15 protein-coding genes are annotated in these 15,407 nt (G+C 48.4%); 6 read left to right on the top strand and 9 right to left on the bottom strand.

What is annotated here, in order from left to right:
- Positions 1 to 227 precede the first annotated feature (227 nt).
- From AABK39_RS02885 to AABK39_RS02895, 3 genes are all read right to left on the bottom strand, one after another.
- Complete coding sequence (locus AABK39_RS02885) at positions 228 to 854, bottom strand: class I SAM-dependent methyltransferase (RefSeq protein WP_338393413.1); 627 nt, start codon at positions 852 to 854, stop codon at positions 228 to 230.
- Between the two features lie 196 nt (positions 855 to 1,050).
- Complete coding sequence (locus tag AABK39_RS02890; protein WP_338393414.1) at positions 1,051 to 1,629, bottom strand: hypothetical protein; 579 nt, start codon at positions 1,627 to 1,629, stop codon at positions 1,051 to 1,053.
- A 1-nt stretch (position 1,630) separates the two neighbouring features.
- On the bottom strand, positions 1,631 to 2,260 hold the full coding sequence (locus AABK39_RS02895) for a hypothetical protein (protein ID WP_338393415.1): 630 nt from the start codon (positions 2,258 to 2,260) through the stop codon (positions 1,631 to 1,633).
- Between the two features lie 27 nt (positions 2,261 to 2,287).
- Between AABK39_RS02895 and AABK39_RS02900 the strand changes: the two genes are divergently transcribed.
- On the top strand, positions 2,288 to 2,443 hold the full coding sequence (locus tag AABK39_RS02900) for a hypothetical protein (RefSeq protein WP_338393416.1): 156 nt from the start codon (positions 2,288 to 2,290) through the stop codon (positions 2,441 to 2,443).
- A 1-nt stretch (position 2,444) separates the two neighbouring features.
- Here AABK39_RS02900 and AABK39_RS02905 read toward each other — a convergent pair whose 3' ends face one another.
- A complete protein-coding gene (locus AABK39_RS02905) occupies positions 2,445 to 2,966 on the bottom strand; it encodes a hypothetical protein (protein WP_338393417.1) in 522 nt (173 codons plus the stop codon).
- A gap of 369 nt (positions 2,967 to 3,335) precedes the next feature.
- On the opposite strand from AABK39_RS02905, the gene AABK39_RS02910 reads away from it, so the two are divergent.
- A complete protein-coding gene (locus AABK39_RS02910) occupies positions 3,336 to 4,109 on the top strand; it encodes a hypothetical protein (RefSeq protein ID WP_338393418.1) in 774 nt (257 codons plus the stop codon).
- 212 nt (positions 4,110 to 4,321) lie between these two features.
- Here the strand turns inward: AABK39_RS02910 and AABK39_RS27680 are convergent, their stop codons facing one another.
- On the bottom strand, positions 4,322 to 4,930 hold the full coding sequence (locus tag AABK39_RS27680) for a helix-turn-helix domain-containing protein (RefSeq protein WP_421825152.1): 609 nt from the start codon (positions 4,928 to 4,930) through the stop codon (positions 4,322 to 4,324).
- Between the two features lie 193 nt (positions 4,931 to 5,123).
- Entirely contained in the window at positions 5,124 to 8,420 is a 3,297-nt protein-coding gene (gene lacZ / locus AABK39_RS02920) for a beta-galactosidase, LacZ type (protein WP_338393419.1), read from the bottom strand.
- A gap of 506 nt (positions 8,421 to 8,926) precedes the next feature.
- Here lacZ and AABK39_RS02925 point away from each other — a divergent pair.
- From AABK39_RS02925 to AABK39_RS02940, 4 genes are all read left to right on the top strand, one after another.
- Positions 8,927 to 9,757: an HAD family hydrolase gene (locus tag AABK39_RS02925; protein WP_338393420.1), complete on the top strand. Its 831-nt coding sequence runs from the start codon at positions 8,927 to 8,929 to the stop codon at positions 9,755 to 9,757.
- A gap of 116 nt (positions 9,758 to 9,873) precedes the next feature.
- Positions 9,874 to 10,908: a LacI family DNA-binding transcriptional regulator gene (locus AABK39_RS02930; RefSeq protein ID WP_338393421.1), complete on the top strand. Its 1,035-nt coding sequence runs from the start codon at positions 9,874 to 9,876 to the stop codon at positions 10,906 to 10,908.
- Between the two features lie 237 nt (positions 10,909 to 11,145).
- A complete protein-coding gene (locus tag AABK39_RS02935) occupies positions 11,146 to 11,667 on the top strand; it encodes a TlpA disulfide reductase family protein (protein WP_338393422.1) in 522 nt (173 codons plus the stop codon).
- Positions 11,664 to 12,272: a thioredoxin family protein gene (locus AABK39_RS02940; protein ID WP_338393423.1), complete on the top strand. Its 609-nt coding sequence runs from the start codon at positions 11,664 to 11,666 to the stop codon at positions 12,270 to 12,272. Before AABK39_RS02935 ends, AABK39_RS02940 begins: the two co-directional genes overlap by 4 nt.
- A 233-nt stretch (positions 12,273 to 12,505) precedes the next feature.
- Here AABK39_RS02940 and AABK39_RS02945 read toward each other — a convergent pair whose 3' ends face one another.
- From AABK39_RS02945 to AABK39_RS02955, 3 genes are all read right to left on the bottom strand, one after another.
- Positions 12,506 to 12,958, bottom strand: a complete 453-nt coding sequence (locus tag AABK39_RS02945; RefSeq protein ID WP_338393424.1) for a hypothetical protein — start codon at positions 12,956 to 12,958, stop codon at positions 12,506 to 12,508.
- A gap of 292 nt (positions 12,959 to 13,250) precedes the next feature.
- The gene (locus tag AABK39_RS02950; RefSeq protein ID WP_338393425.1) at positions 13,251 to 13,475 is read right to left on the bottom strand and encodes a hypothetical protein; all 225 of its coding nucleotides are present in this window, start codon (positions 13,473 to 13,475) and stop codon (positions 13,251 to 13,253) included.
- A 117-nt stretch (positions 13,476 to 13,592) separates the two neighbouring features.
- Positions 13,593 to 15,290: a YeiH family protein gene (locus AABK39_RS02955; RefSeq protein ID WP_338393426.1), complete on the bottom strand. Its 1,698-nt coding sequence runs from the start codon at positions 15,288 to 15,290 to the stop codon at positions 13,593 to 13,595.
- Between the last annotated feature and the right edge of the window lie 117 nt (positions 15,291 to 15,407).

The following is a 15,407-nucleotide window of genomic DNA, read 5'->3' on the forward strand; positions in this document are numbered from 1 at the left end:
ACTTCAAGCATAAAGTTCTTTTTTTAAAAAAAATTAAAAAAACACCTCCATCTAATATTTTAACAGATAAACACTCTCATTAATGAAAGGCTAGCTTAACAATAAGTAGTGCTCTTTAAATTTACCATCTCAATCCCCACAGATCGTTTAGGCCACAAATTTGGAAAATAAAAAAACCGCCGAAGCGGTTGTTAAATGGGTCTGGTCGAGTGCGAATGGCCGAAACGCTACCGTTTCTTTCCAACAAACCTCACTACCGAACCCCGTCCGATATGGTAAAGTCCCTCGTTCAGTTCGATTTCTTTTTCCTCCAGTTCCAAAATTTCGAAACCCTGGAAGTCATCACGTACTTCCTCTGTGGAGAAAAGCGCCTCCACGTTATTCGGTCCGCCGACTTTGGGGTCTTTCGAATTATACTCGATATGTCTTTTCCCGAAAGCTTCTAAAATAACAATACCGCCCGGATGTAACAGATCCGCCAAGGCCTTATGATAAGCCGATTTGAGAGCGGGAGGAAAATGTGCGTATATCAGCCCTATAGCGTCGAAGTTTCCCTCGGCATAATCAAGCCTCTCCAGTTCCCCGATCCTGTAATCCACGTTAACCCCTTCGGCTTCCGCCAATTTCATAGCCTTTTTCCTGCCTTCTTCGCTGATGTCGAAAGCCGATACTGTCCAACCGCTCTTGGCCGCGTAAACGGCGTTACGGCCTTCGCCTTCGGCGGGGAACAGGATTGTTCCGGGATCGAGCTTGTCCAACCGCTCTTTCAAAAAATCGTTCGGTGACACTCCGTAAGCGTATTCGTCTTCTCCGAATCGCTTATTCCATCGATCTAGCCAAGCCTTTTCAGTCATCTTACCGTGTTTATCGTTTGACATCCCCTCGCTCAGGCCCCACTTTCCGACGGTAAACTAACGGTTTTCCATCCAAAAAAACAGCAAACGCCACCATGAGACCAAAATGTCTTTCAATATGCGTTTCAGAAAACGGAAGAATCGGGAGACGGGCCTATCGTTGTTACGCTTATTCATAACGGAAAAAATGATCGGGTTAAGAGAAAATATCAAGCCACATCACCCAGATGATAATACCGAACAGCCCAACAAAGAGAACAGCAGTAACCCAACACCCCGCCTTCTCTATTTTCTCTCGCTTCTGCGTTTCCACTTTTGTCCGGTATTCGTACGGTATTCTGTATCGGGTCCGGAACACATTCAGACACTCTTTGGCCAAAGCATGCATCTGTTGTGACCAAGGTCCATTAAGGGAGGCTTCCCCGTACAGTGTGAAAAACTCTTTGGGTTCGGGGTCTCCCTTTAGTACCGCAAACACTGTTACGTTTCCGGTGTATCGGCCCCTTCTGCCGGCTAACCCCACTTCATACAGGAATGTTACCACTTCTTTCGGGTCGATTATACGCTTTCGGCGTCCCCAGGCACTCCATTCCAGCTTATCTCCTAAACGGATGGTCCAGTGCCTGCTACGGTTTCCGTAAAAGCTCATATAAAACGCGACGGTATCCGGAGTGAATTCCAAAATAGCGTCCAAGCGACGGTGTTTTGCACGGTGACCTTCCAGTGTCACCACCCTGAGGTCTTCGTCGTTTTTGGTTTGGAGAAACTCATTCATATCACAAAGGGGGTAATGTAAAGGCGGAAAATATCCAGGCCACTATATGCGAAAGCAACCAAAGAATAAAAAGTAATAAGGCAAGAAACATCCCGCCGACGATGCTAAGAAAGACAATCCCGTCCCTCTTGCGACTTTTAGTGACTATACGTTCTTCCCTATATTCCGAAGGAATGCCGTAACGTTCCTCAAGAACTCTCAAAGCCTCATCTATAAAAGCGCGGTTACACTCCTTCCATCTCCCGTCAGGTACGGAATTGATAGTAAATGAGCAAAAAGACTTAGGGTCCGAATCTCCAGAAAATACGGCAAAGACATCTATGGCGCTTGCAATCAGGAGATTCCTGCGACGAGAAGGAAGCTTACCAGTGTCATAAAGTATACGCTCTATCTTACGAGGGTCAAACTCCAATTCACGAGATTTATATTTACGCTGGATACGTATTTTCTCATCCTCCAGAAACCATACTTCCAGCTCGGAACGGTTGGGCTTTATTTTTGGCCATCCCTGAAGGCTTTCGGACGGCATAGTGTAGAATACTATCCGGTCTTCCGTGATTTCCATCTCAATACTTCTGCGATCTCCCCAGTACGTCACGGTGCGTTTGTGTCCCTCCACCCTTATATCCATAACAAACCAATGAATTACGATATCTGAATGGAACGAAGAAAGACGTTGGAAAACGCAAAACCTAAGAAAGCATCGAAATATACCATACACCGATTGGTTTGTCCAGCCCGTCCCGGAACGAAACAACAAGGCCGGCAACACGTAGAAGTGTTGCCGGCCTCTTTTTGCGAAAAGATCAGCTGACTTAATTGGTTACCGCCTGCGCCACGTATTCGTTACCGTCAAACCATACCGAACCTTCACCGATATTGCCGGGCACGACATAGTCGTTGAGGTAAGAAACAAAGTCGGCAACCCACATAGTTACTTCCACTTCGCTGGTGTTTTGCCGGATGTTTCCACGCATATGTTTGACAATAGGCGAGGCGGCCCTTCTTTTGGCCTTGACTTTTAAGTTGGCCAGTTGGGCTTGCGCTTCGAGCAACTCAGCTTCCAATCCCTCGCGTACCAAAGCGTTTGGTGTTTGGGGGATTTGGTTTTGCAAGATGTTGATCACGGTTTCAAGGCGGGCCGTTTCCGACGCTTCGCTGATGTCACGAGCTTCGGCTTCCCCTTCCCTGATATTGGCCCTTATCAACACTACTTGCGATTTGTCGCGTTGTAGCATGATCTCATTGGCCACGGCCTGACATTCGCCGATGTTAGACGCCACTTCCGGGTACTTTTCCGGAGACAGTATACTGCCAGATTCATGTGAATAACCCATTGTTCTTTAATATTTAGGTTCACAATTAGTTCTGATACTGGATGTGGCAAATACTCGGCCGGAAATGCGGTGAACTTGATTTTAAATATTTTTCTTTTTGACTAGGGGTGATCAGCTTTTGTGATGCAGTCGTGAAAGTCTGTTTTTTAGGGAGTAACCATTTTCTTTTATTTAAATGGAAACAATGCGTTTCTATACCATTGTAGGCACTGTAAAACGATTTTTTCTTCTGTTATGGTGAAGAACACTTTATTTGATTGCTTTAGTAGCGGAATTTACCATATATTTAAAACTACAAATATAGTTAAGTGGTGAAGGCAAGTTTTCCTTTGGTGAGAATGGCTAGTCGTAACCTAACTTTTAATTTTTATGAGATACTATCTAACAACAATTTTTAACCTTATTATCTTCCTGCAAGCCAATGCCGAATGTGGGTCTTCAGGTATATCGGTATATCCTTCAAAAGGCGAGATAAACAAAAATGGAATAATAGTGATTGAAGGCTATTCAATGAGTCAGCCTATAATTGATTCCCTTAATACTAAATATCCTGTGTATTTGGAATCGGAAGGACATAAGGTGAGACTTAGGGTTTTAGAGACCCTGTATGGTATGTACTCATTGACTCAGGCCGTTTTAAAACCAGAACAGGAACTTCAAGTTGGTAAAACATATAGATTGGTAATTGAAAATAGAAGAGAAATATGGTTAAGCGGACCACTTACAAGGTGGAATTCAGAAACTAGAAAGTCAGAACCCATCGCGTGGGGGGTGAAAAATCATGTTGATAAAAAACCTCCTGTTTGGAGAACACTACCTAGACTGGTTGGCAAGTCAGTAGAATATTATGGTTGTGGCCCCGAAGCTAATGCCATCTTTAGCTTGGATATAATAGGTGAAGGTACGCTGATAAGGACTGAATTTGTTAACCTTAAAACTAAAAAGGTGCGAACCTATTTACTCAAAAAGGAGCATGATGGTCAGTTATATGTTGGACATGGTATGTGTTCAGGCGCATTTTCTTACACCAAAGAAGGGAAATATAAAGTACGGTTTCGTTTGATGGACATGTCTGGGAATATGAGTGAAAACTGGACGGCTTGGACTACCTATGATAGTCCCTATAGAGATAGTGGGGATTAAGCCAATGCAGACGTGAGTAAGCGCAACACTTCTCTATGAATGTTTTTAGTTTTTACCAAGTAGTAATTTATAGGGTCCTAGCATAAAGATGTTGAGCCTATTTAAGCTCAAACTCCATGGAATGGGCTGAAGTGGATTTGTTTTGGAGTGAGGTTGAGTCTGCGATAGAAAAAAATAGCCAGAGTAAGGTTTTAATCGATTTTAAGGGACAGTTAGGCCGCCTGATTTGAAAAAACAGGATGATCAACAAGGGCGAAAAGCGCTATAGTTGTTTTGTTGGGTGGTGGAATGTTTGGGGAGTAATCGTGTTTGGTGATTGAGTCTTGGTGGTGGAGGGTATCTTTGTTGAGGCGGGCTTGAAGCTGTATTGTCTTGTATAAGAGCAAAGCTCTTCTGAATCCGAAAGGCTTGTTTTCGGCTTTAAAAAGTGACGGTTTTTTGAAAAAGCTACCGAGTAGCCTGCGTTGTCGAGTATTGATTCCTAAGCGCAGATAGTGGTTAAGGTCAGAAGTCCAGCATATCATATTGTGGCTTATCCTGTGTGTATATCTACGTTTCCTAAGGCCGTATGCCCGATATCTTATATTAGCGGTAGCGCCCCATGTTTTTCTAGCTTCGGCCAATTGTTGGGCCATAGTACCCGAGTAGTACTGACCAAAGCGGTTGCGTTCAAGTTCCCGGCTTACCGTGGAGGGCGCCCTGTTAATGGCCTTGGCTATAAAACGTACCGACAGGCCATGACCCCACATACGTTCGATCATCAACCGTTCGGCGGGTTCCAGGTGGCGGTAGGGCGCTATGTATCGGTAGGGGGTAGCCATTGTCTTTATGGGCGCAGAAGCTGTGCCGTCGGCGTCTTTGGAATGTTTGTAGAATGCAAGGTTTATGGCTTGAGGGGGCAGTTTTGTGTTCTGAAAATATAGAAGTACAAAAAACGGGAAGCTTAAACCTCCCGTTTTTTCATAAGTATAATATAAGCTAGCGTCAGCCTAGTACTGTTGCTTTTTCCGTGCGTTATAGCGCCGTATCCGCTTGCTCGGGCCAGAGAAGTTTGGAAGTCTTCAGCAGGCTTTTGCGGTCGGCGCCTTTCATCGGTACCAAGATAAAGCCGTAGCTGAGCTTGCGGTTGTTCTTGATCTGGTATTTGCGCATCGGCTCTGCCCACCAGCTGTCGGTGCCGCCTACGCCGCGCTGGCCGTAGTCCAGGTTGAGGCGTACGAAGGGGCGCTTCTTTACGTCCACCGTGTGCTTCTTGCCTTCGAAGTCCTCGCTGAGGTATGGCATGGCGGTCATTCCCAAGTATTTTTCCTTGCCGTATACGGGCCAGTAGGCTTCGTTGTCGCCGGTCATACGGATGATGTTGCGGCGGTTTGTGCGCTCGCTGGTGGCTATGGCCAATAGGCCGTCGCCCTTGGCGTTGAGGGCGGCCGTCCAGCGTACCGCCGTGCGGTAGCCGTTCTCTTGCGGACGCGCGTAGGCCTCATAGAAGTCTTCGGCCTTTTTCTCAAACAGGTCCACGAAGGCCGCTACGTTACGGTCTCGGTAATTTTCCCACGGGCCGCGACCGAAGTAGGTGATGTTGTCGTACTGGGCCGGTACGCGCAGGCTCATACCGAAGCGCGGCATATCGGGGTCGGCCTCGCCGGCGGTCAGGGTGTTTTCCACTTTTACTGCGCCCGTTCCGGCTACCGTATAGCGTACCCGCAGGCGGGCTTGCGTCTCGGGCAGGCTGTATTCGGCCGTTACCTCCACTTGTCCGTTGTCCAGCGTTTTGCTTGCGAAGCTTTCCAGCGTCTGCGCTTCGGTGGCTTTCTTCCAGCGGGCGGCCTTTTTGGCCATATGGTTCCCGAAGTCATTGTCTACAGGCGCGCGCCAGAAGTCAGGTGTGGGGCCTCCGTTTTTCTCCAAGTATTCCACGCCCTTGGCGCTGAGCGCAAGCATCTGTCCCGTTTGCTTGTCGAACACCACTTTGGTTTCGGCGTTGCCAATCGTCAGCTCTTTCTTGCCGTCTTTTACTTTTAGCGCATTGCCGGCGGGCAGTTGGGCCGTGGCTTTCTTTTCCAACGGCAGTTTCATCTGCTCATGAGCCAACAGATGGCCTTTCGGCAGTACGTTCCAAGGCTTCTTGGTCCGGGCCTCCAGCGTCAGGAAATATTCGGTGCCGGGCTCGGGCGTTATCCCCTTCAGGTCTACGCGTACTGCTTTGCCCATATGCGGTTCTATATCCAGTTCCGGCAGGTCGATGGTCTTTATCACTTTGCCGTCGGCCTTTACGAAGGCCTTGAAGTCAAATTCCTTCAGGTTTACGAAGTCGTAGATATTCTCCACCTGTACGTAGCCGTAGCGCAGGTCAGTGGACTTGAAGTTGATATACTCGTAGGCCTTTTTTACCTCGTGCAGGGCGGGCTGTATGGAGCGGTCGGCGTTGATCACTCCGTTGAGTACGAAGTTGCCGTCGGAAGGCATATTCTCGCCGAAGTCTCCGCCGTAGGCCAAGTAGCGTCCGCGCTTGTCGGTTTTCCAGAGGGCTTGGTCCACCCAGTCCCAGATAAAGCCACCCTGCAGGTTCGGGTAGCGCTCTATCACATCCCAATAGTCTTGGAAGTTGCCGGTGCTGTTGCCCATGGAGTGGGCGTATTCGCTGGCTATATAGGGGCGGTCGGTTTTGTGTTGGCCGTACCATTCCAGATAGTCGGGCCCAGGGTATTGCGGTACGATGATATCCGAGTTCCAGTCAAATACGAAGATATGGTGGTTCAAATGTACGCGCTCGTACTGTACGGGGCGCCCGGTGGCGTCGGCGGCCTTGATGGCCTTGTAGCCCTCGTAAAAGTTGACGCCGTTACCGGCCTCGTTGCCCAACGACCAGATGATCACGCTCGGGTGGTTCTTGTCGCGCTCCACCATACGGAGCATCCTGTCGATGTGCGCCTCTTTCCAAGACTCTTTCTTGCCCAATGATTTTTCGCCGTAGTACATTCCGTGCGACTCTATATTGGCCTCATCCACGACGTAGATTCCGTACTCGTCGCAGAGCTCGTACCACAGTTCGGGCTGGGGGTAGTGGCTTAGGCGTACGGCGTTCAGGTTGTGGGTTTTCATCAGGCGCAAGTCCTCGCGCATGGTTTCCTCGCTTACCACGTGGCCCGTTTCGGGATCATGCTCGTGGAGGTTGGCTCCCTTGAGCAATACCGCCACACCGTTGACCAACAGTTGTCCACGCTTGATCTCCACCGAGCGGAATCCGATTTTGTCCGACAGGCTCTCGATCGTCTTTCCCTTTTTGTCCTTGAGCGTGACCAACAGCGTGTAGAGGTTGGGCTGTTCGGTGTTCCACTGTTTTACTTTTTCCACTTCCGCCGAAAACTCCAGCTTGGTGGCTCCCGGGTTGGCCGTAGCCTTGCGTTCCTCGGCCTTTACGGTGCCGCCGTTCTCGTCCAACAGCTCGTAGGTTATGCGGAAGTTCTGTTTCTTGGCCGTATGGTTGACCAGTTCCACGTTCAGGGTCAGCAGGCCGTCGGTGTAGGCGGCATCCAGTACGCTCTTTACGCCGAAGTCGCGTACGCGGAGCTGGGGTTGGCTGTAGAGAAATACGCTGCGCTCTATGCCGCTGATGCGCCAGAAGTCTTGGCACTCCAAGTAACTGCCGTCGGTCCAGCGGTAGATCTTCGCCGCCATGGTGTTTTTGCCGGGCTTCAGGAATTTGGTGATGTCGAATTCCGCCGGCAATTTACTGCCTTGGCTATAGCCCACCTCTTGGCCGTTGACGTAAAGGTAGAATCCGGAATTGACCGCGCCGAAGTGGGCGAATACCTTCCGGCCTGACCATTTTTCCGGCAGGGTAAAGTCCCTGCGGTAACAGCCCACGGGGTTGAAATCGTGCGGTACTCGGGGCGGTTCCGGGCCGTCCATTTCGGTAAGCTTGGTACGGCGGTCGGCGAATTCGTAAGGGTGGTTGACGTAGATCGGTACGCCGAAGCCTTCCACCTCCCAGTTGCCGGGCACTTTGATGTCGGCCCAGTCACTGACTGAGAACTCGGGCTTTTCGAATCCGGCGGGTGCGGAAGAGGGGTTTTTCGCCTTTCGGAATTTCCATACCCCGTCTAATGACAGATAATAAGGCGACTTGGCGAAGTCGTTCGCCAAAGCTCCCTTACGGTCCGGGAAGCTCATAAAGGTGGCGTGGGGCGCCTCTTTGTTTACTGCGAAGACCTTCTCGTTTTCCCAGTTAGGCTTTTGTTGTGCGCGTAGTCCATAAAAAGGGACACATGCGAGCGCGCAGAGCAATGCGCTAAAAATCGGTTTCATCATGGTGATTGACATTCCTAGAACATAGTTAAAAAACCGCCGGCGAGAGTGCGTGCAACGCCGGAATGACAATTGAAATATAACAAATGCAATCTGTTACTGTGAGGGGGAATATCGTTTAGAACTAATCAAAGGAGTTGGTACTTGGTATCAAGTCTTAGGTATTTGGTACACGCATTGGAGCCGGACCTTAGACTGATTAGTCGATACGCCATTTTTGCCTCTAGAGCTGGTATTTAAAGATTCCTATTCATTCCAGAAAACTAATCTCAGGCCTTTATTTTTCTTCCATAACCGTCATGTTTTTGGATGGAAGAAAAATTTGTAGCCGTATTTGAGCGATTTTTTGGTTCCTTTTTGATCTTTCAAAAAGGAACACCGGGGTTTGTTTAGAGTATATTGCGGGTGGTTTCGGGGTACCATATTTTTAATGTTGATAATTATGTCTGAGTACATACTTGCTAAGGAATAAATGCGGATATTCGCCCCCTTACAAAAACACGGGAGAAATGTTCGCAGATATCGATTTTTCGCAAGTGCGTATGGTAGCCACCGATATGGACGGCACCTTGCTGAATTCGGAAGGAAAGGTTAATGAGGAGTTTTTCGGGGTGTTCCGGGCTCTGAAGGAGAAGGGGATCAAGTTTACTGTGGCCAGCGGGCGCCAGTACCCCGTGTTGCGCGAACTGCTCCATCCTATCCGTGACGAGCTTTCTTATATCGCCGAAAACGGAAGTGTGGCGGTGGAGAACGACGAGGTTCTTTTCTCCAAACCGCTCGATGCCCAAACCGTAAGCGATTTGATTGAGACCGGCAGAAAGACCGACGGCGCCTACCTGTTGTTGGGCGGTCGGGAAACGGCGTATATTGATAGCCGGGAGCCTGAGTTTTTGGAGCAAGTCAAAAAGTATTTCGCCTCGTATCAGGTGGTGGACGATCTGCATGATATCCGTGACCGTGAGATTTTGAAGTTTACGGTCTGCAATCTCAAGGGAGCGCAGAAAGTCAGCTATCCTGCTTTTGAGAAATACACCGATAGGCTACAGGTAAAGGTATCTTCGCCAATTTGGATGGATATAACCGACTTGGACGCGAACAAGGGAGTGGCTTTACAGGCATTGCTGAAAAATCATGACGTAACGCCAGAGCAGACCATGGCCTTCGGCGACTATCATAACGATATCGAGATGCTTCGTTCCGTCAAGTACAGCTTCGCTATGGCCAACGCTCAGAGTGAGGTAAAAGCTGTTGCTCAGTACGAAACGAAGAGCAATGACGAGTTGGGCGTGACATTCGCTCTGAAAGCTCTGCTTTCCGCTATAGAAAATAATCAGGCCTAAGGCCGATTACCGTAAACGGTGCCGGTTTTTTCCGGCGCCGCTTGCGCAAACCCCTCCGGCTGGTTACCTTGTGAACTGAATACTGTTTTTGGGGCGAACAAAAAGTATTTTTTTCAGTGAAGAGGTATAGCAGCATCAACGATTTGGCCAAAGACCTGAAGCTATCGGCGTCTACGGTATCCAGGGCGCTCAGCGACCATTATTCCATTTCGGACAAGACCAAGAAACGTGTTCGGGAATACGCCAAAAAGGTTGGTTACCAACCGAATCTCAACGCCTCAAACCTTATCCACCGGCGAACGAACATTATTGGACTTATAGTGCCGGGGATCACGAGCTATTTTTTCGCCACTATCCTAAAGGGTATTCTCAGTGTGTTGGACAAGGAAAATTACCGTCTCATTATTATGGAAACCGGCGACAGTCTGGAAAAGGAAATCGAGAGCGTCCGTTTCCTCACTTCTGTTCGTGCCGAAGGCATTCTTTTCTCGCCCACCTCAAAAACCGATACCTACGAACACTTCGAACCGCTGGTGCGCAACAGGATCCCTTTCGTGAATTTTGACCGCGGATTGAAAGATCTCCCTTGCTCCAGTGTGCTTTGCGACGGTGAGCTTGGAGCGATGAAAGCCACCCAGCACCTGATTGACGTAGGGTGTAAGCGCATTGCGCATATCACTGGTCCCGAAAACTTGATGAACGCCTCCAACCGGCTGAAAGGGTATAAGAAAGCCTTGCGGAAAAACGGGCTGAAGATAGACGAGAAGTTGATCATCAAAGGGGCTTTTAACCTTGAGCGAGGTATGGGAGCCGTACGCCAGCTTTTTTCCTTCGATCCGCTTCCTGACGGTATTCTGGCCGCTAACGACGGAATAGCGTTGGCCTGTCTTTCGGAAATTAGGAAAAGGAATCTCAAGGCTCCGGAAGATATCGCCGTGGCTGGTTTCGATAACGAGGCTTACAGTGCGCACTTTACGCCTCCGCTGACCAGTGTGGACAACAGGATCTTCGATATGGGAAAAACCGCGGCTGATTTGTGCGTAAAACAAATCCAGTCCGACAAACCCGTGGAGCCCGAAACCGTGATTCTAGAACCGGAATTGGTGGTGCGGGAAAGTTCAAGAAAAGGCAGGGTATTGCATTACGTTTAGGCCCGAACGGTTTTTTGTTATATATTTGGTGTGTGGACGGTCTTTTTTCCGAAAAAAAATACACGGATTCTCGTCTTGGCTTCGTCGGTACCAACACAAAATTGGCTTTGCCAGTTAACCTAGTTTTTTGCGGTTACGTACTTTTACATAGACCGCAATGTCCGGCTTCCCGAAAATAACGCTAACTGGCGTGATGTCTTTTTCATCACGGCCAGTTTATTTGTCCATTTATCTTTGATGCGTCTGAAATTCAACGAAAACAAAGCCATGTATACGGCACTGTCACTGATATTGGTGGTGTCCGCTTGCTCCCGCCTTCTTGTCGCGAACGTCGAAAAACCGCAGGTTGTGGATTTCGAAAAGTTGAGCCAACAATGGCAAACTGACGACGACAGCGTGAGGATGTTCCATTTTTGGGCTACTTGGTGCGGACCGTGCGTGGAAGAATTGCCGATTTACTTACGTCTGCCCGACAGTCTGCGGAATGAGAAGTTCAGTATGGTCTTGGTCAGTATGGATTTTCCCGACAGGATAGACAAAGACTTGGTTCCGTTCCTCAAAAAAAGGAAAATAGGCGGAAAGGTCTTGGTACTGGACGACCCCGACGCCAACACTTGGATCAACAGCGTGGACACGACATGGAGCGGTGCTTTGCCCGCCACTTTGGTCGTGAAAAATGGCAAGAAATCATTTATAGAAGGCCCCGCTAACCAAAAAACGATAAACGATCTGCTTCACCCTTATTTCTCCGAGCCATGAAAACTAAAACTATTCATCTTTTTTTACTCTTTATGTTAGCCACGGTGTCCGCCACATGGGCCCAAGGTTATGAAATCGGCGACAAGATTGATGATTTTGATCTACAGAACGTGGATAACAGAAACGTAAGCCTAAACAGTTACAAAGGAGCGAAGGGCTTTATCCTCGTGTTTACCTGCAATCAGTGCCCTTACTCGGTGGCTTACGAAGACCGGATAGAGGCTTTGCACAAGAAGTATAAGCCGAAAGGCTTTCCGGTAGTGGCTGTTAATCCGAACACGCCGGCTTCGGATCGCGAGAACTTGGCGAGCATGAAAAAGCGCCATAAGAAAAAGGGGTTCACCTTCGCTTATCTGGCGGACCAGAATCAGGAAATCTACGCTGAGTTTGGCGCCACCCGGACGCCTCACGTTTATGTGTTGGAGAAAAGGCCGGACGGTCTTTATGTCGCATATATCGGAGCTATAGACGATAACTACCGAAGCGCCAACGTAGCTAAAAAACATTATGTGCAAAACGCCGTGGAGGCTTTGCTGAAAGGCGAGCGTCCGCATGTACAGCAGACGAAAGCGATTGGCTGCACAATCAAGAAGAAACGTATATAATGAAGAAATAAACCCATTGGGTCTTAGGCATTACACTATTACACATTGTGTCGATGAATGTAATTTATCCTGAGACCCAATAGGGGAAATATCCTTTTGGAACGGCTTCCTAAAATATCGGACATAATTCAACATAGTTTTACGTAATTATGTCTCAAAAACGATCGGAAGTCTATACCCTACATTCCCCCTTATTGTTTAGAATTATCTGCGGTAGAAGTAATTGTTAGAGTCTATACTGCGGCTTTTTCGCAGAATTGCTTAGCCGCTTTTTTGCCGTCTTCCAAATCATGGACTTTAACGGAAACAACCCCTCCCATTTTCGCCTCGTTCAGCATTTTTTCCAGACTTAGCTTTCCGAAAATACTCTTGGCGTCAATTGAAAGTTCCGCCACTAATCCGTTCTGATAAGCGCCGGTGTACCAATTGTCATGGAGCCATTGCAGGACATCGTCTTTTACCAGTTTAAGATACGAGTGATCCGAAATAAAGACTTTGATCCCCCTTTTCTTGATTTCGTCAACGCTATCATTCATTTCCTTAATAAAAGTGGGGTTTTCCAAGCTGAAAAATCCTCTCCAAAAAGCGAATGCCACTCCGGGAATTTCGGCTGACATGTCATAAACTTCCGCAAACTCCCCCTTATAAACGATGGGATAAGCGCTAAGTTCTTGTGCTGTAATCATGTTTTAGGCGTTTTGGGTTTTGTTATGGAGTCTTCATATTTACCTTTTTAGGCGAAAGAAAACCTTGAAACAAAACAAATATACATTTGAATATTTACACATATTAAATATAGGGTATTTATTCTAAATATTAACATGATTTTCATCGTCAAACATTATAGGTTTTTTTGATAAGGATTTCATACGGATGATAAGTCCCGAGAATTGTGAATGTAAAAAGCCTGGCGAATTTTCGCCGGGCTTTTCGTGGGATTCGATAAAACGTTGTGATCCTTGGGACGATTAAGTTTTGTCAGAACCGTTTTCTGTCGCGGAGGGTGGCGTCGGCTTGGCCGGTTTCTTCCACGTCGGTGTAGAATAGTCCACCGGTGTTGAAATCCTTTTCTCTGGAAAAATCGGTGACTTCACGGAACGGTGCGCTCCGGTTTACCGCAGGGATTACCCAACAGGCTATCACGAACAGGCCCGCCAAGGCTAACAGGAATTTTACGGCTCCGCCCAATTTTTTGCTCTTCATCGTTTTCTCATTTTATCGAAAAACCGGTGTAAAGGCAAGAGTCTAATTTAGTGAGTAAAAAGTGGAGTCTACCTCGTTCAGTCTCTTTACTCTGGACTCTTTATCCTTTATTCACAATCATAGAGTTTCGGTGATTTCCGGGAATACCAGATAGAACATCACGTAAGCGGCCAATAGTGTAAGCACTATGTTGAAAGCCTGTCCGCAGATATATAATATCAACGGTTTGCCGCCTTTTAGCTGGGTGCGCAGTTCCCGGAAATCGGTGCTGAGGCCGATGCTGACGAAGGCCAGACAGAATAGCCAGCCACGTACGTTTTTGGTGAAACTGCGGATAACACCTTGGTCGATGAGCGAGTAGCCCATGTCTTGCCCAAGCCACTCGTAAAGGCTGGAGAAAATCAGCGATGCGCCGATAAAGCCCAAGAGGAATTTAGGGAAACGTTTCCATACTTCGGACAGGCCAACCTTTTCGGCTGTCGGGTCGTTTTCGCGTTCCACTTTGGTCGTCCAGTACATGGTTACGAAGAAGGCCACAAACCCGATCAGAACGTTCTGGATCATCTTGATAGTGGCCGCTACGTTCATGGCCGTGTCGCCCAAGAAGGCTCCCGCCGCCACTACAGCTCCGGTGGCGTCGAGCGTACCGCCTAGCCATGCGCCGCCCAGCACTTCCGGCATCCCGATCCAGCGGATAAACGCCGGCATAGCTACCATCATTATCGAGGTAAATGCCATAGACAGGCCAACGGCCAGCGTCAGTTCCTCTTTTTTGGCCTTGCAGGCCGAAGCCGTGGCGATGGCCGCCGACACACCGCAAACCGACATATCGGCGCTGATGGTCATATTAAGGCTCTTGGAACCGATTTTCAATACTTTTTGCCCGAAAATAAAAGTGGTTACCAGCACTACCGGCGTTACCACCCAAGCGACGAACATGCCTGGAAGGCCGATAGCCATCACTTTACCGAAAAGAATCTCGGCGCCGAGCAGTATCAATCCCGTTTTGATAAAATACTCCGTGCGCGCGGCTTTCTTGATCCATTCCGGCGTGCCCAGCGTATTGCCGAACAACATTCCCAAACCGATAGCCCAAGCCGCGTAGCCGATGCCGAGGGCTTTGACCTCCGCCTGTTGGGAGAAAAGATAAGCCAGTACGGCCAATCCGAATACGCCAGCGAAGCCCGCCGCAAATTTACTGAACGACTCGCCGGCCAGTTTACAGCCCAAGCCCAGAATCAGCGTGAGGATAATTCCCCAAAGCATGATGTCATCGAATTGCCAGAGGGTGCCGGGTTTGGCTTTTTTGGCGGAGCTTTTCCATTCGGCATGTGCGTTTTTCCAAGAGGCTATTTTCTTTACCGCCGTTTGGTCCAGCGCGTCGTTACCGGCGCCTTTGGCGTGTGCGGCTAGGGCTATTTGTTCGGCTGTTTTCGCTTCGGCGTAAGCCTTGTCTTGTTCCAGCTTAAGCGTTTCGGCTTTTTTGATCTTGTCCGATGATACTTTTCGTTTGGTATAGAAAGCCTCCAGAGGGTTGTCGGTCCACTTCATGGGCTTTGAGGTAAGCCCGCCCAATACTTTGCCCAATGGGCTGTCTTTAGCTTTGAGTGATGCTTTTTCTGCATGGGCCTCTTCCCAAGCCAGTGTTCTGAAAGGTTGTGCGCTCTCTTTCTTTAACGTAGCGTTGAGTCTCTCTATTTCCGGACGAAATTCGGCGTAATGTCCGAATCCGAAGTAGCCCAAGGCTACCAGCAAGAAAAATGCTCCTACGACTATTGCCCTGTAATCCTCTTTCTCAAATATTCTCCGCATCATTTAGGTATCCGCTGTCACAAAAAAAGTCAAGCCGATAAGTTACGCAATGCCTTTGAGCAAGTCCATCAAGGACAAGTTAAGTGTGGGAGGGGAGTATTTTATTTATTAACAAGGTTA

Origin of the sequence: Fulvitalea axinellae (genome assembly GCF_036492835.1) — a bacterium.
GTDB lineage: Bacteria > Bacteroidota > Bacteroidia > Cytophagales > Cyclobacteriaceae > Fulvitalea > Fulvitalea axinellae.

What these genes read in the sequence shown, in the direction of transcription:
- AABK39_RS02945 (WP_338393424.1), bottom strand. Translation starts at nt 12,958, where the DNA reads ATGATTACAGCACAAGAACTTAGCGCTTATCCCATCGTTTATAAGGGG.
- AABK39_RS02895 (WP_338393415.1), bottom strand. Translation starts at nt 2,260, where the DNA reads ATGGATATAAGGGTGGAGGGACACAAACGCACCGTGACGTACTGGGGA.
- AABK39_RS02910 (WP_338393418.1), top strand. Translation starts at nt 3,336, where the DNA reads ATGAGATACTATCTAACAACAATTTTTAACCTTATTATCTTCCTGCAA.
- AABK39_RS02905 (WP_338393417.1), bottom strand. Translation starts at nt 2,966, where the DNA reads ATGGGTTATTCACATGAATCTGGCAGTATACTGTCTCCGGAAAAGTAC.
- AABK39_RS02955 (WP_338393426.1), bottom strand. Translation starts at nt 15,290, where the DNA reads ATGATGCGGAGAATATTTGAGAAAGAGGATTACAGGGCAATAGTCGTA.
- AABK39_RS02935 (WP_338393422.1), top strand. Translation starts at nt 11,146, where the DNA reads ATGCGTCTGAAATTCAACGAAAACAAAGCCATGTATACGGCACTGTCA.
- AABK39_RS02925 (WP_338393420.1), top strand. Translation starts at nt 8,927, where the DNA reads ATGTTCGCAGATATCGATTTTTCGCAAGTGCGTATGGTAGCCACCGAT.
- AABK39_RS02885 (WP_338393413.1), bottom strand. Translation starts at nt 854, where the DNA reads ATGACTGAAAAGGCTTGGCTAGATCGATGGAATAAGCGATTCGGAGAA.
- AABK39_RS02940 (WP_338393423.1), top strand. Translation starts at nt 11,664, where the DNA reads ATGAAAACTAAAACTATTCATCTTTTTTTACTCTTTATGTTAGCCACG.
- AABK39_RS02900 (WP_338393416.1), top strand. Translation starts at nt 2,288, where the DNA reads ATGGAACGAAGAAAGACGTTGGAAAACGCAAAACCTAAGAAAGCATCG.
- AABK39_RS02890 (WP_338393414.1), bottom strand. Translation starts at nt 1,629, where the DNA reads ATGAATGAGTTTCTCCAAACCAAAAACGACGAAGACCTCAGGGTGGTG.
- AABK39_RS02950 (WP_338393425.1), bottom strand. Translation starts at nt 13,475, where the DNA reads ATGAAGAGCAAAAAATTGGGCGGAGCCGTAAAATTCCTGTTAGCCTTG.
- lacZ (WP_338393419.1), bottom strand. Translation starts at nt 8,420, where the DNA reads ATGATGAAACCGATTTTTAGCGCATTGCTCTGCGCGCTCGCATGTGTC.
- AABK39_RS27680 (WP_421825152.1), bottom strand. Translation starts at nt 4,930, where the DNA reads ATGGCTACCCCCTACCGATACATAGCGCCCTACCGCCACCTGGAACCC.